This is a genomic window from Pseudarcicella hirudinis (genome assembly GCF_900115665.1).
GTDB classification, from domain to species: Bacteria; Bacteroidota; Bacteroidia; order Cytophagales; family Spirosomataceae; genus Pseudarcicella; species Pseudarcicella hirudinis.
Window position 1 is genome coordinate 498,612 of record NZ_FOXH01000002.1, and the last position, 16,933, is coordinate 515,544.

Genomic DNA, 16,933 nt, shown 5'->3' on the forward strand with positions numbered 1-16,933 from the left:
AGGATTAACCTTAATTCCCGATTTTTTGCAAACAGCATAAAGCTATAACGGGGAGTAAAGAGGATTTGTTGCCTATTTTTTTCTCCCTGATTTTAAGCCCGGATAAAGATAATTATTTTTAACCATTCAGCTTAATTTATTACCGCTCATCCTAAAATAAGTATTCATTAAAATATTTTTCCGACTCAGCCGTCTTCCCTACCAAATAGTGAAAATGTAAAAGCAATGACTGAAAATTTATCCACGGCGGAACAGAATGAACAGATTCACCAAACGGTGCAAAAGGAACGCAGGCGTTTGTTAGACTTTGTTCGCAAGCGTGTTCCTACCGAGGAAGATGCGGAGGATTTGCTTCAGGAAGTTTTTTTTGAATTGATCGAAACGTACAGGTTGATGAAACCCGTTGAGCAGCTGGCATCCTGGCTTTTTAAAGTGGCAAGAAATAAGATTACCGATTTCTACCGCAAGAAAAAAACGGATTCACTGGAAGCACAATTTGGTACAATGAGTCAGGACGACGGAGAAAAGCTTTTGCTTCAGGAAATTCTGCCTGCTGATATAGCTTCCGTCAATGATGAAATGATGTACGATATGATTTTGGGAGCCATTTCAGAGGCCTTGGAAGAACTCCCCGAAGAACAAAGGAATGTATTTGAATGGCATGAATTTGATGGAAAAAGCTTCAAAACTATTGCAGAAGAAACCGGAATTTCTGTAAATACTTTGATTTCCCGAAAGCATTATGCTGTCAATCACCTGAGAGAACGTTTACGCTATTTGTATCAGGAAATGTTTAATTAAAAAATAAATAAAGACATGAAGATGTTCATTTTTAAAGGATTCTTAAAGGTTTTGGCCTTTATTTTTATCGGTGGTTTTGTAGTGATGAGTTTATGGAACTGGCTGATGCCTGTATTATTCGGTTTGAAGCTGATTACATTTTTACAGGCTTTAGGATTATTAGTGCTCTCAAAAATCCTTTTCGGAGGCTTTAGAGGAGGAGGAGGAGGATGGAGAGGAAGACATCCCGGCGGCGGGCATATGTGGAAAGAAAAAATGGCAGAGCGTTGGGAAAACATGAATCCGGAAGAAAGAGAAAGATTTAAAAAACACTGGAAAGGAAGATTCAACTGGTGGAAAGAAGAAAGACAATAACTGAAATCTGCATTTCAAGGTATCCTTACTGCTGAAATATAAAACCTGTTAAACTTATGAATTTTGATGAAGAATGCCGGGAAGCAGAAACTACTTCAGATAGTCTGACTGTATTTTGGAGAATTTTTGAATTATTTGAGTTGGAGGGAATGGAACCTGGTGAAATTATCCGGGCAAACAACTTAACAATCAATATGCCTCTGAATCAATCTTATGATTTAATCTGGTAGAAAAACAGTGTTTTTGCCTGAAATCAATGATTGTTTTCTTCAAATTTCGGAATGCTGCTATTTGTTTTAATATAGTTTCCTTCAACAGTAGCAGCATTTCCAAACCCGCAGCTGTATGCATTGTCAAAAAAGCTGACTCTTGCCCCGTTTTCTGAAAAAAGGATGAAGAACCTGCATTTTCCAAACTCATTACTGCTGTAAATAGCTTTATTGCCGTTTAACCTGACAGTAGTTTTGGAGATAGTAGCCATATTGTAGGAAGGAGCTCCTCTGATACAATCAAAACTTATTGCGATTTTATCGTTTCTGAGGCGCTTTACTCTTAAATCACCGGAACCGCCTTCTTCTCCGAAGGAGTAATTGTAAGTTCCGGTGACATCTTTAATAATTTTATGATTTACGGCCTTTTCACTGATTTTCCTGATTGAAAAAGAAAGCTCTCTGGCGTTTTTTTCAGGAGAAAACCATTTTCCTGTAATAAGGTCTCCCTTTATTTCACCGGAAAAAGTACCTGTTACTTTTCCATCAGGCATTAATTCATTGAAAAAAACTGTATTATTTTCAGAATAGCCGATTACCGCAATCGGAAGTCCTTTTTTCTTATAGATCACATTTCCGAATAAAGAATTTCCTTCTTTTTTCAGTGTAACTGAAACCGGGATTTTTCCATTGATATTCCCTTCATATGTCTTTTGCAACAATTGCTGAGAAAATGAGCAAAAGCTTATCAACAACAGGATAATCCCGATTCTGAACGTTTTCATGATTTATTCTTAAAAGTGGGAATGTAGCTCAATAGCCTGATTTTCCGAATTTTATAAAGATTTTGTTATTTTTCCAAATAGTCAAGGTCTTTCCCATGTGTCTCAGGAATGGTAAGAATGGAATAAATTGCCAGAACAAAGCAGATCAGACCAACAACTGCTCCGGCATTGATAGTATGCAGCCCCGGTTTTAAATAATTGAATAAAGAAGTCATGAGTATAACCGTTCCCCGAACCATATTCGGAACAGTTGTAGCAGCGGTTGCTCTCAGATTGGTACCAAATTGTTCTGCACCGATGGTTACAAACATTGCCCAATATCCGATAGAAAAACCTGCCAAAAGACAAACAATATAAAGTATTTCCGCAGATTTAATCTGACCATAAAGGAAGATTCCGGAAAAGATGATAGTCAGAATAATCAGCCCTAATACTGCCTTTTTTCTGGACTGCAACCATTGACTGATAAAACCGCTTGCCAGGTCACCAACAGCCAGTCCGATGTAACAGAACATAATTGCTTTTCCGGGAACAATCTCTTCTGCAATGCCTAAAGCCTTACCGAATTCATTTGAAAAAGTTGCTAAAATCCCGATTACAAACCAGGTAGGCAATCCGATTCCGATACATTTTAAATACCTTTTAAGTCGGTCTGTATTGGTAAAAAGAGCAAAGAAATTGCCTTTTTCAATATGTTTATGATGTTTAAGATTTTCAAACATGCCTGATTCAAATACACTGATCCGGAGAATCAGAAGCACAATTCCTAAGCCGCCGCCAATGAAAAAAGCATTTCTCCAGTCGAATAACTGAACGGTGAAATAAGCGACAACTGCTCCGAAAAGCCCGATTCCGGCAACTAATGACGAACCGATTGCTCTTAATTCTTTGGGTAAAATTTCGGAAACAAGTGTAATTCCGGCACCTAGTTCTCCGGCAAGCCCGATTCCTGCAATAAAACGCAGAAGAGAATATGTAGTAGGATCCTGCACAAACCCACAGGCAATATTTGCTAAAGAATAAGTTAGAATTGAACCGAATAAGACAGAAAGTCTTCCTTTTTTATCACCCAAAACACCCCATAGTATTCCTCCGATTAATAGTCCTCCCATTTGCCAGTTGAGAATATCCTTCCCGATGATTGATCTTTGTTCCTCGTCAAGGCCTAATTCTTTTAAACTGGGAATCCTTACAATTCCAAAGAGAAGCAAGTCGTAAATATCAACGAAATAGCCTAACGCAGCTACAATTACAGGGATACTCAACAAATGTTGTAAGTTCGTTTTAGGAGATAAATCTTTAGTCATAGTGATTTGGTTTTAGAAATTCCTGATTTGAAAATCCGGGTTATATTATAAAAAATTACTGCGGAATTCTTCTTTGATAATTTTCAATGCTTCTTCTGTCGGGTTGGCTCCGTTTTCAATAACTATCTGCATGATTCTTTTAGAAAGTTCGATGGAAGGCGTATCCAGGGAAATATCCTTTGATGCCAGGTTGATTAAGGTAGTAATTTCCTGTTGGGCTCTTCTGATGGCTTCCCAGGCTTCTGCCGACATGTAGATTTGCTGTGATAAATTATGGGAAAACTCATCGCGTATTTCTGATAAAAGCAATTGTTGAAAATCAAGGCTGTGAACAGATCTTCCGGAAAGCCGGACCAGGAGATTGTTTGGCGTAATTCTTTCCAGAAATAAGGTCATTCTCTCGTATGCCTGTATACGGATCGGCAGAATGGTTTCAAGATTTCTGGCTTTTATTTCCAGTGATTTCTGTGTTAAATCTTTTTTGATGAAAGAACTTACGGTAAGATACATTGCCCACAAGATGAGGCCGGAAGGAAGGATTATTTTTACTAAATCGGCAACTAATTCCATTATGTTTGGGTTTGGCTAATTAATGAGTTGTAAATTTGAGGGGACTTTAGTTTTGTCCTCCAATTATTTACTAACTCAAAAATAGCTAATTTTAGTCTTTAAATTAAAAGACCATAAAATTTCTCCTCATTAATACTTGCTATGCCGGAGAAAAATCAGAGAAAACGTGTTTTTTGAGTTTGAATAAACAGATCTTAAAATGTCATTTGCCGGAGAGGAAAACAGGAATGTTTTTTTATAAATTGAAAAAAGAGGATTCTCAATGGCAGAAGTTTAGGAAATAAAATGAATATTATACCAATAACAATATCTCCGGATGCTCAGGAAGAGATACGAAATAGTCTGAATATCAAAGGCATTCCGGCAGAATATAACCTGAGAGTAGGCCTGAAAGGCGGAGCTTGCAGTGCAAACTACTTATTAGGTTTTGATAAAATGACTGAAAACGATGAACTTTACGAAGTGGAGGGTATTAAAATCCTGATTGACCGGAGACATCTGATGTATCTGATCGGAGTGGAACTGGATTTTGAGGAGGAAGGAAATGGATTCACCTTCACCAGGAAATAAGGATATCAGATACTGGATTAGGTTTTTGAGGTAAATAATGTTGATATTTGGTCGTAAGTTTATGAAAAACCTGAAGGGAAAGGCTCCGATTGCTTTTTGCCCTGGCATTTCAGAGGCTGATCTGACTCAGCCAAATATAAAATAACACAAAAAATGAAAATAGCCGCCGTTGACATTGGCTCCAATGCCGCCCGTTTGCAGATTTCGAAAGTGCTTGATAATGAGGGTGTCATTAGTTTTAAAAAAGTTGAATATGTCCGTTTTGCCCTGCGTTTAGGGCATGATGTTTTCAATACCGGAGAAATTACTCCCGAGTCTGAAGTAAGAATATTTAAACTACTGAGTGCATATAAATTGTTGATGGATCTTCATGAAGTAAAAGATTTCATGATTTGTGCTACTTCTGCCATGCGTGAGGCGAGTAATACTGATGCGATCATCACCAGAATCCATAAAATTCTTGATATGAAAATTCATGTCATAGAAGGAACCAAAGAAGCTGAATTGATTAATGATGTGGTGGTGCAGGCTTTGGCTTCTGATAAGAATTACCTGCATATTGATGTGGGTGGAGGTTCTACAGAATTAAACATTTATGTGAATCGCCGGAAAATAGCCTCCCGCTCCTTTAAAATCGGCTCGGTAAGGTTGCTGGAAGGAAAGGAAAAGGCCGGTGATTGGGACAAGATGCAGAAATGGATTGCCTTGCACATTGACCCGGCAAAAATGAACATTACGGCCGTCGGAACCGGAGGTAATATCAACAAGCTTTTTAACATTGCAGATAAGTCGGAGGGAGGAGATAAAAGCATGAGCTACGCAGAATTGGAGCGGTTACATGACTATGTGGCGTCCTTTTCTTATGAAGACAGGATTAATAAACTGAGGTTAAATGCTGACCGTGCAGATGTAATTGTTCCCGCTTCTGAGATATATCTTTCTGCTATGAAATGGTCCGGTGCTGAAAATATGCTTGTTCCGGATTTGGGGCTGAAAGATGGAATTATTCAGATGGTGTATGAAAAGATACAGAACAGGAAGAAAAGTTATATTTAAAAAAAGTCCCCGATCGATCTAACGGCCGGGGACTTTTTATGACGCTTAAAAGTATTCTAGTAAAGTTTTACGCCACAGCTAACCTGATATTCTTCACCCGCTTTTAAAACAATCAAACCTTCTCCGCTGTTCAGGGCATTGGTATTGGCGGTCATTGGTTCGATGGCAATACGGTTTCTTTCATTTGGCACAAAAACCACAATAAAATTATGCTTTTGCGGACCTGCTTCCTGCCATACTTCCAGCGTAATATCCTTTTTCTTTGAGTAAAGTTCTGTCTTACAGATTCCTTCAAAATTTTCAAGAGCGAAAACATTATCCAGCGTTTGCCCGCTCAGGTCATACCATTCTCCCCCGGCAAAAGGTTCTCTTCCGGCAGGAATCATCTGACTGTCAGAAATATACTGGTATTTTGCAGGGAATCTTACTTTCCAGTCGTCAGCAGTTTCGTCATCAAACTGAAAATAAGGATGCCAGCCTAAACCCATTGGTAAATTGCCTTTCCCTGTATTTTTAATAAGATGCGTTATATGCAAACCCTCTGATGAGGTAAGTGTATATTGAATTTCGATGCTGAAAGGGAACGGAAAACCCTCAAAATCACCTTCATGACGATATTCAAGAAACAGTTCTGCAGAACTTTCATCTGATGTGTTTTTTGTAATGCTGAAAGGAAGTTTACAGACAAAACCATGTATAGCATTATTCAGATTGGTTTCATTGATCGGAAGCTGGTGTTCTTTCCCTTCAAATGTATATTTCCCATCTCTTGTACGATTTACCCAGGGGAAAAGAAGTGCTGAAGGATAAAATGAATCTGCCAGAAATTCTGTATCAGTTTCCCCTGCATTCAAAACGGTAAAAGGTTGCCCTTTTGCGGATAATGAGATTTTGCGGACAACGCCGCCATAAGCCGGTAAAATATAAACTGCCTCTCCCGTCAGAGGATTTTCAAGAACATACTCTTCAAATTTTCCGAAAGATTGTTTCTTAATTTGCATGTGTTGTAATGTTTTTTAATGGAAAAAGGGCTTTTTAATGTGATTTGAAATATTAACTACCAGAATTTATCTGCGTTTTCTCCGTATTTAACTTACGTATTTACATTTCACCTTCAACTCCCAGACCAAACAAAGCAAAGTCATATTTGACAGGGTCATTCGGATCTAATTTTTTCAGATTTTCGGTCAATTCTACCGCTGTAATCCAGTCTGTATTAGTCCGTTCGATTAGTCCGAGTTTTCTGGCTACACGGTCAACATGTACATCACAGGGACAAATTAGCTGAGATGGTTTAATCTGATTCCAGATGCCAAAATCAACTTGTTGCTGATCTTTCCTGACCATCCATCTCAGGTACATATTGATGCGTTTGCAGGAGGACTTACGAATCGGGGTAGCGATGTGTTTTTTTGTTCTTTCCGGGAAATCATCCAGGCTAAAAAATAAATCATGAAAACCTTTCAGTCCGTCATGGATATTTACAGCATCTTTCTGCAAAAACCTGCTGAAAGCAGATTCAAGCGACTCATTTTCAGAATAGTATTTTTGAAAAAATGAAATAAAGTATAAAGTATCTGTAGAATTGAACGTCCGGTGTTTAAAATTCAAAAGCTTTTTCAAATCATTTTCCTGATGGTTCAGAATGAAGTCGTAAGGAGTGCCATCCATAAGCTGAATTAGCTCCTGGCATTTATTAATAATGGTTTTTCGTTGTCCCCAGGCCAGAATTGAGGCCCAGAATCCCATGATTTCAATATCTTGTTTCTTCGAGAAAAGATGCGGAATACTGATCGGATCGTTTGGTATGAAATTCGGCTGGTTATACTGCTGATACTTTTCTTCTAAAAGTTCAGCAATGTAATTGGTCATAAGCGGATTCAGATATGTTATAAAAGGAGCAAAGTAAAAGGGTCAAAAGTCATGCAAGGCGCATAACTCTTAACCCTTATATTTTCTCTGTTATCTCTTCGAGGCAAAAAATGCGATTATTTTGGAAGGAATGGAAAAAAACCAAACCAAAATTGTGAAGAGAAATGAAAAAGCGGCGATAAATGGATAGGCCAATGTGAAAATTACATTGAATACTATATTTCCTACCGTTACTGGGCGTTTTTGTCTGGGCACTTTTTTAATATTTATGAGGATTATCCTCTTCTGTTTTTTAGTATTATGGAACTAAATAACTGATTTCAGCACGAATTCGTTTGTCGGCAGGGCTTAATTTTTCGAAAGCTCTCGGTGAAAGTTTGATAATCACTTTATCTCCTGTATCAGGAAGTTTACCGATTACTTTTACCCAGATACTTTGACCGTTTGACTGATTCTTTACATTCACTAAAGTTCCGGTAGGAGCTGAGTGGTGTAAAGCAAGGTATTTTCCTGATTTATCCTCCACATCAATTAATTCAGCCAGACCGGTTTCGAAGGTTTTTTTGTAACCTGAAGCGATCTTTGTGGTTTCAGATGTTTTGTTAACACTTCCTTCGTCAATTTTTTCCTCTTTTACCGCTACTTTCGGCTCCTCTTTCGGGGCAGAAATAACAGGTTTCGGTTCTTCTTTAGGAACACTGACCGGAGGCGCAGTAGCCACAGGATGTTCTGCAACAGGAGCTGTATTTACCGCAGGAGTACTTGTTTCAGTTTTAGCAGTTGTTGCTGCTTTTCTTGAGAGTACATATTGTCTGTCACTGACAATCAAAGTCTGGCCAACATGAAGCTGGTCAGTTGTCAGTCCATTCCATTTGCGTATTTCTGCCATTGTTACTTTATATTTCGTAGCAATGCCGTATAATCCCTGATGTGCTTCTACCACATGAATTCCGGGAGCGTCAGCTCTTGGGTTCGGAGGAAGCGGGCTTTCCAGTGGTTCTGCCGCTTTGGGAGCTGCACTGGCTTTTACGATGCCTTTATAAGGAATTTTAATAGTCTGACCAATTTGAATATTTTCAGAAACTCCGGGATTTGCTGCTTTGAATTCCGAAATAGAGCTACCGTATTTTTTTACGATTGAAAAAAGTGTTTGTTTAGGTGCAACTTTGTAAATAACGTAAGTTTTTCCACCTTCATTTTTTACACCGACGGAATCTATTATGCTGGCTTCAGATAGAAAAGAAGCGCTGGTTAATAAAAGCGTAAATGAGATTTTTGAGGCGGTTTCAGGGCTAAATTTCATAACTTACCAATTGATTTTTATTTTTTATATATAACAAAGTTTTGGAATAGACAGAGAAGGTGTCAATACCTACGCCATCTGTTTCAGCAATTAAATCATTGAGCAGAATATTGCGCTTCCGATCGGTAACTAACAAATAATTATTTAAAGAGTTTCCCCGGTAAATATAATAAGAAATAATAATCTTGTCTTGAAATTCGGAATAATCTACGGCTTTTTGAGCCTCAATTCCTAACAAACGGTATAAAAATTTAAAAATTGCAGGGAAAAATTCATTGTTTTCAGTGTAATGAACGGAGGGGAATACCTCTGTTTGGGTATTCAATGGAGTTTTGGCGGTATTTTTGTGGAACTTTACTCCGGTTTTTAAATCAAAACTTTCATAAACCGGCTGGCTTTCATCATTAATCTGGAAGGCAGTAATCGCTTCACCGTCACAATTCAGGAAAATCCATTCGTCCAAACGCCATTTTAAAGCCCCGGTAAAAGCATCAATAGCAATAATTCCCAGAGGTTCAGGTTTTTGAAAATCGGAATACCTGTGGAGTAATAATTTCTCATTGAAAATACCGATCATTCCCAGCCACCAGGTATTTTCCGGGTTCAGATCTTCGAATTCAATTTGTTGTTTTTTGAAATTTACAACTGAAAACCTGACTTTTCGGGTTGACTCATTTCGGGTTTCAATAGCCAGTAAATCGTTCGGCGAGAATTCGTCAAAAGCAGTATTCCAGATTTTTCCTTCAAAGGTATGTGAAAACGTTGCGTGCACAGAATGTTTAATATTATGTTGTTTATGGTAATTTTACCTTCAAATTTAGTGATTCCCCGATTCAGTAAATGAGATCATCCTCATAACTGAACACCTTTTTTTAAATCATATTCCAAATAATCTGAAAAATCTTGAAATCTAAGACCGAAAATCGAGAAATATACAATCGGGAGATATCCATTCTGGGAATTATTCCGGCACGCTATGCTTCAACCCGTTTTCCTGCCAAAGCTTTAGCAGACATTGCAGGGAAATCCATGATTCAAAGAACTTACGAGCAGGCTATGAAAGCCAGAAGTCTTTCGGCGGTAATCGTGGCGACAGACGATGAAAGGATTTTTGAACATGTTCAATCTTTTGGAGGAGAGGTAGTTATGACCTCCGCTGAGCATCAGAGTGGAACGGACAGGTGTTTTGAAGCCTATCTGAAATGCGGTAAAAAATTTGATTATGTTATCAATATTCAGGGAGATGAGCCATTTATTCAACCTGAGCAAATAGATATTTTATCTGCCTGCCTAGGAGAAGTGACAGGGCTTGCTACTTTGATAAAAAAAATTGATGACCTGGAAACACTTTTTAATCCCAATACCCCTAAAGTTGTTTTTGACAATCAATATAATGCCATTTATTTTACCCGACAGACTGTACCATACCTGCGGGGATCTGAGAAAGAAGAGTGGCTGAGTAAGCAGGATTATTTTAAACACATCGGGATTTATGCCTATCGCAGCGATGTCTTAGCAAAAATTACCAGTCTGCCCCAGGCGGAATTGGAAAAAGCAGAATCATTGGAACAGCTGCGCTGGCTTGAAAACGGATTTAAAATTAAGGTTGCCATTACAGAATATGACAGTTTCGGCATAGACCTTCCTGAAGATCTGGAATCTGCGCTCAGGAAATTTGGAGAATTTCTTTAAGTTTAGGTAAAATTTTACTCTTTTAGAAAATGAATCAGAATCTCAGAAATTTCAGCAGTGGTTTATTGTTTTTTCTTGCGATTGCCATTGCGATTTATGGCATGAGTTTTTTTTCATTTTCTGTTATTTCCATAAATTTCCTCAAAACAAAGGAAGCCGCAATATTGAAAGATGGCTTTTGGCATTTTTGCTTCTTTTATCATATATTTTGTGGTTCAATAGCACTGTTGTCAGGAGTTTTTCAGTTTTCAGCCAGACTGAGAGAAAAATATACAGCCTTTCACAGAACCTTAGGGAAAATCTATGTTTTGGCGATATTAACCGGTTCGCCGGCAGCTTTTTATGCTGCTATTTATGCCAATACAGGCTGGGTGGCCGGTTCAGGTTTTTCATTGCTGGCTATTTTCTGGTTTATTACAACACTTTTTGCCTTTTTGACCATCCGAAAAAAGCAGATCAATGCGCACAGGGAATGGATGACCAGAAGTTATGCTTTGACCCTCGCTGCGGTCAGTCTGAGGATTATACTTCCTTCTGAATTGTTTTTTTTACACCTGAATTTTAGCACAGCCTATCAGATTGTTGCCTGGGCCTGCTGGATTCCGAATCTGCTTTTTGCTGAATGGCTGATTCGAAGTAAATCAGAAAGAGATCATTCTTTGGCTTGAGGACCACGAAATTATCCTACTTTGTAAGCCGTCTCATACTTGATTTCACTCATCACAAAAATGCTGTGGGTACTGCCGATATTGGCCAGAGAAGCGAGTTTATTCATTAGAAAGCTCTGGTATTCTCTCATGTCTTTGACAATAATTTTAATCATAAAATCATATTCTCCGGAGATGTTATAGCATTCCATAACTTCTTCTAACTGAACAATCTGTTGTACAAATTTTGCACCTGCTTCCTGTGCATGTTCCTTTAAACGGATATTACAAAAAACCATAAGATCTTTCTCGATTTTCTCGCGATCTACCAGTGCTACGTAACTTTTGATAATTCCCTCTTTTTCAAGCCTTCTGACCCTTTCATAAACCGGGGTAGGAGAGAGATTCAGGCGGCTTGCGAGTTCTTTGGTCGTAAGATGAGCATCTGCCTGTAAATGTTTCAGAATTTCTTTGTCGATTATGTCAAGTTTCATGTGCCAGATATTTTGTCTTGTTTCCGATAAATTACTCCGAAAAGTAACAAGAATTAACTGAATTGTATGTTATTAACGGAAAAAAAAACTATTATTATAATCCTGATTGAATAAATTATCTTTAAAAGAATGAAAAGTAGTAAATTTGTGTTGTTTTAATAACCCGGGAAAATTAAATAATTTTCAAATCCTTTGTAAGTTTGTATATTATATGAGTAAAAGAGATATTTTACGGTAAAACGATTAAAGACATGGACATAGCACAAAAGCCATTATCTAATATCCAAATGGAATTGATGAAATTGTATTCATCGGATATAGATGATTCAGATTTACTTCATATAAAAAATTACCTTGCCCAATATTTTATGCAGAAGGCGATAGATGAAGCTGATGCTATCTGGAAAAAGAAAGGTTATTCGGATGAGTTAATGGATGAATGGCTAAATGAAGAAAATCAATAATGAAATTAGTAATTGATACCAACGTAATTATTGCTGCTCTTTCAAGTAAATCTAAATACCATTGGCTAATTCAATGGCTGATTGAAGGGAGGTATGAGCTTTGTATTACTGAAGAAATATATCTTGAATATGAAGAGAAACTTACGGAAAAATATAGCATAGGTATAGCTCGATCGTTTTTAAAGGCATTAAAGGAACTAGCCAATGTAGTATCTGTGAATATTCGTTATAATTGGCAACTGATACAAGCTGGCCCGGATGATAATAAATTTGCAGATTGTTGCATTGCAGCTAATGCTCTCTTTTTAATTACGAATGATAAACATTTCAGGATTTTGGAGACTGTTAAATTTCCTAAAATTAATGTCATTAATCTTGAAGATTTTGAACAGTATTGTAATGGGGGGCTAACTACAAGGACTATAAATAAGGAGCACTACAAAATAGAAGTAGATAGTGTGGGGCTAACTATTTTTTGTAAAGAATATAGTTCTTCTGGTTATCCGGTAAATAAGGAATGGTTGACTAAGATTGATAATAATAATTCAAAGCTTTCGGATTTAATACTTCATCTTTCAGAAAAACTATGGGTCTCTGATAAAATAGATTTATTATATGATATTGCTCAGATAATTCAAAGTTCATTTCCGATGAACATGATAAATTGGAAGGCTACATTCTGTCATGTTGCTTATGATAAATATATTCACTACTTAAAAGAAATAAAAGATGAGAAGGAAGAAACAGCATCATATTTTGATCAGATTTTGAAGGGATTAAAGATAAGTGCTGATGAGAGTAATGAAAAAGAGTTATTTTCTAACTTAGAAAAAGACGTTGAGAGTGAATTGAAGAAACGAGGTATAATTTAAAGTATCAGAATATTAATGAAGTTAAACAATCCCAATATCAGAGAAATTTTAAAGGAAAGAATCCTTGTACTTGATGGTGCAATGGGTTCTATGATTCAGAATTATAAATTGACTGATGCTGATTACCGCGGAGAGAAATTCAAGAATTTCCCTCATGAGGTAAAAGGTAATAATGATATGCTTTCAATCACCAAACCTGAGGTGATTAAGGAAATACATGCGAAATATTTCGAAGCAGGAGCTGATATTGCTGAAACAAATACCTTTTCCGGAACATACATTGCCATGGCGGATTATCACATGGAAGATTATGTGTATGAATTAAACTATGAATCTGCCAGAATCGCCAGAGAAGTAGCGGATGAATTTACAAGAGAAAATCCCGATAAACCCCGTTTTGTAGCAGGGTCAATCGGGCCGACTAACCGTACACTTTCTCTTTCACCGGATGTAAATGATCCCGGTTTCAGGGCGGTTACTTTTGATGAATTGGTTGATGCTTATTATGAACAGGTACAGGGTTTGGCTGACGGAGGAGCCGATTTGTTCCTGGTTGAGACGATTTTTGATACTTTGAATGCCAAGGCAGCCCTTTATGCCATTGATTTATATTCGAGTGATGTAAAGAACGGAACTGTCCGTCCTTTGCAAAGTCATTCTATTCCAAAACAAAATTCTTTGCAGAGAACTCCTGGTGCTGAGATTCCTGTCATGGTTTCAGGAACGATTACAGATGCTTCCGGACGTACACTTTCCGGACAAACGACAGAAGCATTTTTAACTTCCGTTTCTCATTTGCCATTGCTTTCAATTGGTTTGAACTGTGCTTTGGGGGCAGATGCGATGCGGCCATATATTCAAACTTTATCTCAGGAAGCACCGTTTCTGGTTTCGGCACACCCCAATGCCGGACTGCCGAATGAGATGGGAGAATATGATGAAAGTCCTGAACAAATGGTAGTGCAGGTAGAAGACTTCCTGAAAAGTGGTTTTATGAATATTATAGGAGGTTGCTGTGGTACAACTCCTCCGCATATCAGGGCAATTGCTGAGGCGGCTGCGAAATACAAACCCAGGAGTATTCCTGATCTGGAGCCAATTCAGAAGCTTTCGGGCCTTGAACCTTTAAAAATTACCAGAGAAACCAATTATGTAAACATCGGAGAACGTTGTAATGTAACTGGTTCCAAGAAATTTGCCCGTCTGGTACGTGAAGGGAACTACGATGCTGCCATTGCGGTAGCCCGTGAGCAGGTTGACGGAGGAGCGATGGTAATTGATGTTAACATGGATGAAGGGATGATCGATGGCGTTCAGGCTATGACAACTTTCCTTAATCTTTTAATGGCAGAGCCGGATATCGCCCGTTTACCGATTATGATTGACTCCTCGAAGTGGGAGGTAATAGAGGCAGGATTGAAATGTGTGCAGGGTAAGTCGATCGTCAACTCAATTTCTTTAAAAGAAGGAGAAGCAAAATTTAAAGAATCTGCTGAAAAAGTAAAAAGATATGGTGCTGCTGCTGTAGTAATGGCTTTTGATGAAGCAGGACAGGCTGACAGTTATGAGAGAAGAATAGAGATTTGTACCAGAGCTTATAACATCCTGGTAAATGAGGTGAATTTTCCTCCGGAAGATATCATCTTCGATCCGAATATTCTTACCGTTGCAACAGGTATTGAGGAGCATAACAATTATGCCGTTGATTTTATCAACGCTACCCGTTGGATCAAAGAGAACCTTCCTTATGCAAAAGTTTCCGGAGGTGTTTCTAATATTTCATTCTCTTTCCGTGGAAATGAACCGGTAAGGGAAGCAATGCATACGGTGTTTTTGTATTACGCAATTAAGGCCGGAATGGATATGGGAATTGTAAATGCCGCACAGCTGGGCGTTTATGATGATATTCCGAAAGATATGCTCGAATTGTGCGAGGATGTACTGTTAAACCGTCGTCCTGATGCTACAGAGCGATTGGTAACATTTGCAGAAACTGTTAAATCGAAGGGTAAAGAGGTCGTAATTGATAATTCATGGAGAGATTTACCTGTAAACAAGAGATTGGAGCATGCGCTTATCAAAGGTCTTACGGAGTTTATTGATATTGACGTCGAGGAGGCCCGCCAGCAGGCGGAAAAGCCTTTGCATGTAATTGAAGGGCCGTTGATGGATGGAATGAATGTGGTAGGAGATTTGTTCGGAGAAGGTAAAATGTTTCTTCCTCAGGTAGTGAAATCTGCCAGGGTAATGAAAAAAGCAGTGGCTTATTTGCTTCCTTTTATTGAAATGGAGAAAGAAGGTGGAGAAAGCTCAAGTGCCGGGAAAATTCTGCTGGCAACCGTAAAAGGAGATGTGCATGATATTGGTAAAAATATTGTCGGCGTAGTATTGGGATGTAATAATTACGAAATCATTGACTTGGGTGTAATGGTTCCGACTGATAAAATTCTTGCCGCAGCCAAAGAACATAATGTTGACATCATTGGTCTTTCCGGGTTGATTACTCCTTCTCTTGATGAGATGGTTGGGGTTGCTAAAGAAATGCAGAGACAGGGATTTGAACTTCCTTTATTAATTGGCGGAGCTACAACGTCAAGGATTCATACCGCTGTGAAGATTGATCCTCATTATAATGGCCCGGTAATTCACGTGCTGGATGCTTCAAGAAGTGTTCCGGTGGCAGGGCGTCTGATGCAGAGTAATCTAACAAATCAGGAGATTTTTAACGAAATCAAGACCGAATATGCCAGACTGAGAGTCGATCATGCAGGAAGACAGAGAGATAAAAACTATGTAGCGATTGAAAAGGCCAGAGAAAATAAAGTAAAAATCGACTGGTCTGGCTTTGAGTCAACGAAGCCTAAGTTTTTAGGAACAAAGGTATTTGAAGATTATGATATTGCTGAAATTGCCAGATATATTGACTGGACTCCGTTCTTTGCCACCTGGCAGTTGTCCGGAAAATATCCTAAGATTTTTGATAATGAGGTAGTAGGAGAGGAAGCCAGAAAGTTGTTTAACGATGCGCAGAAAATGCTTGCAAAAGTTATAAAGGAGAGAAGTCTGAAAGCAAGAGCTGTCATCGGTTTTTATCCGGCTAACTCTAAAGATGATGATATCTTCCTGCACAGATTTGAGAAATTTGAATACAATGCTGCCGGTCAGGGGGCATTGAAACGTGATGGCTACCGGATTTTAAGCAGCACTGAGATTTCAGAAAACGGAGAATTACTGGAAACAGGAAACAACCTGGCAACCTTGCATCATCTTCGTCAGCAAGGCTTGAAAGCCAGTAATTTACCAAATATCTGTTTGTCTGATTTTATTGCTCCTGTTGATTCAGGAAAAGAGGATTATATCGGAGCATTCGCTGTAACTGCCGGTTTGGGTATCGAAGCCCTGCTGGAAGAATACGAGAAAGATCATGATGATTATAATTCAATTATGCTGAAAGCAATTGCCGATCGTCTGGCAGAGGCTTTTGCAGAATTGATGCATGAAAGAGTAAGAAAGGAGTTCTGGGGATATTCTGAGGAGGAGTTGACAAATGAACAGCTCATCAGTGAAGAATATGATGGGATCCGCCCGGCTCCGGGTTATCCTGCTTGTCCGGATCATACTGAAAAAGCAGTATTGTTTGAATTATTGCAGGCAGATAAAATTGGCATAGAGCTTACTGAAAGTTTCGCCATGTATCCGGCCAGTTCAGTGTCAGGATGGTATTTTTCTCATCCGCAATCAAAGTATTTCGGATTGGGTAAAATCGCTAAAGATCAGGTTACAGAATATGCTGAGCGCAAAAATATGAGCCTTGAAGATATGGAAAGATGGCTCGCTCCGGTTTTGAATTATGACTAACAGAGAAAGGCAACCCGAAAAAGGTTGCCTTTTTTGTTTATTATGATAACCCTCGGTTGCGTCTTACAGCCAGATTTAA

General features: G+C 38.4%; 18 protein-coding genes. 10 read left to right on the forward strand and 8 right to left on the reverse strand.

Translation table 11 applies throughout. The annotated features are described in order from the left end of the window. Nucleotides 1-225 precede the first annotated feature (225 nt). From BM179_RS05175 to BM179_RS25210, 3 genes are read left to right on the forward strand one after another with little or no spacing between them, the layout of a single operon-like run. Nucleotides 226-801, forward strand: a complete 576-nt coding sequence (locus tag BM179_RS05175) for an RNA polymerase sigma factor (RefSeq protein ID WP_092013234.1) — start codon at nucleotides 226-228, stop codon at nucleotides 799-801. 15 nt (nucleotides 802-816) lie between these two features. Beyond that, nucleotides 817-1,155, forward strand: coding sequence for a hypothetical protein (locus BM179_RS05180; RefSeq protein WP_092013237.1), 339 nt, complete (start codon nucleotides 817-819; stop codon nucleotides 1,153-1,155). A 56-nt stretch (nucleotides 1,156-1,211) separates the two neighbouring features. Beyond that, entirely contained in the window at nucleotides 1,212-1,385 is a 174-nt protein-coding gene (locus tag BM179_RS25210) for a hypothetical protein (protein ID WP_177219304.1), read from the forward strand. A 23-nt stretch (nucleotides 1,386-1,408) separates the two neighbouring features. On the opposite strand, the gene BM179_RS05185 is transcribed toward BM179_RS25210, so the two are convergent. The 3 genes from BM179_RS05185 to BM179_RS05195 form a co-directional block, all read right to left on the reverse strand. Continuing rightward, complete coding sequence (locus BM179_RS05185; RefSeq protein WP_092013240.1) at nucleotides 1,409-2,149, reverse strand: hypothetical protein; 741 nt, start codon at nucleotides 2,147-2,149, stop codon at nucleotides 1,409-1,411. Between the two features lie 65 nt (nucleotides 2,150-2,214). After that, nucleotides 2,215-3,456: an MFS transporter gene (locus BM179_RS05190; RefSeq protein WP_092013243.1), complete on the reverse strand. Its 1,242-nt coding sequence runs from the start codon at nucleotides 3,454-3,456 to the stop codon at nucleotides 2,215-2,217. 45 nt (nucleotides 3,457-3,501) lie between these two features. After that, nucleotides 3,502-4,026, reverse strand: coding sequence for a DUF7935 family protein (locus tag BM179_RS05195; RefSeq protein ID WP_092013246.1), 525 nt, complete (start codon nucleotides 4,024-4,026; stop codon nucleotides 3,502-3,504). A 285-nt stretch (nucleotides 4,027-4,311) separates the two neighbouring features. On the opposite strand from BM179_RS05195, the gene BM179_RS05200 reads away from it, so the two are divergent. Beyond that, a complete protein-coding gene (locus BM179_RS05200) occupies nucleotides 4,312-4,596 on the forward strand; it encodes a HesB/IscA family protein (RefSeq protein WP_092013249.1) in 285 nt (94 codons plus the stop codon). A 153-nt stretch (nucleotides 4,597-4,749) separates the two neighbouring features. After that, nucleotides 4,750-5,652, forward strand: a complete 903-nt coding sequence (locus tag BM179_RS05205) for a Ppx/GppA phosphatase family protein (protein WP_092013252.1) — start codon at nucleotides 4,750-4,752, stop codon at nucleotides 5,650-5,652. 56 nt (nucleotides 5,653-5,708) lie between these two features. Here BM179_RS05205 and BM179_RS05210 read toward each other — a convergent pair whose 3' ends face one another. From BM179_RS05210 to BM179_RS05225, 4 genes are all read right to left on the reverse strand, one after another. After that, entirely contained in the window at nucleotides 5,709-6,653 is a 945-nt protein-coding gene (locus BM179_RS05210) for an aldose 1-epimerase (protein WP_092013255.1), read from the reverse strand. Between the two features lie 100 nt (nucleotides 6,654-6,753). Beyond that, nucleotides 6,754-7,524 carry a TIGR02757 family protein gene (locus BM179_RS05215; protein WP_092013257.1) on the reverse strand — a complete coding sequence of 257 codons (771 nt, stop codon included), beginning with the start codon at nucleotides 7,522-7,524 and terminating at the stop codon, nucleotides 6,754-6,756. 298 nt (nucleotides 7,525-7,822) lie between these two features. Next, nucleotides 7,823-8,827: a LysM peptidoglycan-binding domain-containing protein gene (locus BM179_RS05220; protein WP_092013259.1), complete on the reverse strand. Its 1,005-nt coding sequence runs from the start codon at nucleotides 8,825-8,827 to the stop codon at nucleotides 7,823-7,825. Continuing rightward, the gene (locus BM179_RS05225) at nucleotides 8,817-9,599 is read right to left on the reverse strand and encodes a DUF4905 domain-containing protein (RefSeq protein WP_177219305.1); all 783 of its coding nucleotides are present in this window, start codon (nucleotides 9,597-9,599) and stop codon (nucleotides 8,817-8,819) included. The genes BM179_RS05220 and BM179_RS05225 overlap by 11 nt, the downstream gene beginning before the upstream one ends. 173 nt (nucleotides 9,600-9,772) lie before the next feature. On the opposite strand from BM179_RS05225, the gene kdsB reads away from it, so the two are divergent. Together kdsB and BM179_RS05235 are read left to right on the forward strand one after the other, a co-directional pair. Next, entirely contained in the window at nucleotides 9,773-10,519 is a 747-nt protein-coding gene (gene kdsB, locus BM179_RS05230) for a 3-deoxy-manno-octulosonate cytidylyltransferase (protein WP_092013688.1), read from the forward strand. A gap of 29 nt (nucleotides 10,520-10,548) precedes the next feature. Beyond that, complete coding sequence (locus tag BM179_RS05235; protein WP_092013265.1) at nucleotides 10,549-11,187, forward strand: DUF2306 domain-containing protein; 639 nt, start codon at nucleotides 10,549-10,551, stop codon at nucleotides 11,185-11,187. 11 nt (nucleotides 11,188-11,198) lie between these two features. Here the strand turns inward: BM179_RS05235 and BM179_RS05240 are convergent, their stop codons facing one another. Continuing rightward, nucleotides 11,199-11,660, reverse strand: a complete 462-nt coding sequence (locus BM179_RS05240) for an Lrp/AsnC family transcriptional regulator (RefSeq protein WP_092013268.1) — start codon at nucleotides 11,658-11,660, stop codon at nucleotides 11,199-11,201. 251 nt (nucleotides 11,661-11,911) lie between these two features. On the opposite strand from BM179_RS05240, the gene BM179_RS05245 reads away from it, so the two are divergent. The 3 genes from BM179_RS05245 to metH are packed head-to-tail and all read left to right on the forward strand — an operon-like array spanning nucleotide 11,912 to nucleotide 16,854. Then, a complete protein-coding gene (locus BM179_RS05245; RefSeq protein WP_092013271.1) occupies nucleotides 11,912-12,124 on the forward strand; it encodes a DUF8507 family protein in 213 nt (70 codons plus the stop codon). Then, nucleotides 12,124-12,996: a putative toxin-antitoxin system toxin component, PIN family gene (locus BM179_RS05250; protein WP_092013274.1), complete on the forward strand. Its 873-nt coding sequence runs from the start codon at nucleotides 12,124-12,126 to the stop codon at nucleotides 12,994-12,996. Before BM179_RS05245 ends, BM179_RS05250 begins: the two co-directional genes overlap by 1 nt. A 15-nt stretch (nucleotides 12,997-13,011) precedes the next feature. Continuing rightward, nucleotides 13,012-16,854 carry a methionine synthase gene (metH, locus tag BM179_RS05255; protein ID WP_092013277.1) on the forward strand — a complete coding sequence of 1,281 codons (3,843 nt, stop codon included), beginning with the start codon at nucleotides 13,012-13,014 and terminating at the stop codon, nucleotides 16,852-16,854. The last annotated feature ends 79 nt before the right edge of the window (nucleotides 16,855-16,933 follow it).

What these genes read in the sequence shown, in the direction of transcription:
- BM179_RS05175 (WP_092013234.1), top strand. Translation starts at nt 226, where the DNA reads ATGACTGAAAATTTATCCACGGCGGAACAGAATGAACAGATTCACCAA.
- BM179_RS05240 (WP_092013268.1), bottom strand. Translation starts at nt 11,660, where the DNA reads ATGAAACTTGACATAATCGACAAAGAAATTCTGAAACATTTACAGGCA.
- metH (WP_092013277.1), top strand. Translation starts at nt 13,012, where the DNA reads ATGAAGTTAAACAATCCCAATATCAGAGAAATTTTAAAGGAAAGAATC.
- BM179_RS05250 (WP_092013274.1), top strand. Translation starts at nt 12,124, where the DNA reads ATGAAATTAGTAATTGATACCAACGTAATTATTGCTGCTCTTTCAAGT.
- BM179_RS25210 (WP_177219304.1), top strand. Translation starts at nt 1,212, where the DNA reads ATGAATTTTGATGAAGAATGCCGGGAAGCAGAAACTACTTCAGATAGT.
- BM179_RS05205 (WP_092013252.1), top strand. Translation starts at nt 4,750, where the DNA reads ATGAAAATAGCCGCCGTTGACATTGGCTCCAATGCCGCCCGTTTGCAG.
- BM179_RS05245 (WP_092013271.1), top strand. Translation starts at nt 11,912, where the DNA reads ATGGACATAGCACAAAAGCCATTATCTAATATCCAAATGGAATTGATG.
- BM179_RS05180 (WP_092013237.1), top strand. Translation starts at nt 817, where the DNA reads ATGAAGATGTTCATTTTTAAAGGATTCTTAAAGGTTTTGGCCTTTATT.
- BM179_RS05190 (WP_092013243.1), bottom strand. Translation starts at nt 3,456, where the DNA reads ATGACTAAAGATTTATCTCCTAAAACGAACTTACAACATTTGTTGAGT.
- BM179_RS05195 (WP_092013246.1), bottom strand. Translation starts at nt 4,026, where the DNA reads ATGGAATTAGTTGCCGATTTAGTAAAAATAATCCTTCCTTCCGGCCTC.
- BM179_RS05185 (WP_092013240.1), bottom strand. Translation starts at nt 2,149, where the DNA reads ATGAAAACGTTCAGAATCGGGATTATCCTGTTGTTGATAAGCTTTTGC.
- BM179_RS05200 (WP_092013249.1), top strand. Translation starts at nt 4,312, where the DNA reads ATGAATATTATACCAATAACAATATCTCCGGATGCTCAGGAAGAGATA.
- BM179_RS05220 (WP_092013259.1), bottom strand. Translation starts at nt 8,827, where the DNA reads ATGAAATTTAGCCCTGAAACCGCCTCAAAAATCTCATTTACGCTTTTA.
- BM179_RS05210 (WP_092013255.1), bottom strand. Translation starts at nt 6,653, where the DNA reads ATGCAAATTAAGAAACAATCTTTCGGAAAATTTGAAGAGTATGTTCTT.
- BM179_RS05235 (WP_092013265.1), top strand. Translation starts at nt 10,549, where the DNA reads ATGAATCAGAATCTCAGAAATTTCAGCAGTGGTTTATTGTTTTTTCTT.
- BM179_RS05215 (WP_092013257.1), bottom strand. Translation starts at nt 7,524, where the DNA reads ATGACCAATTACATTGCTGAACTTTTAGAAGAAAAGTATCAGCAGTAT.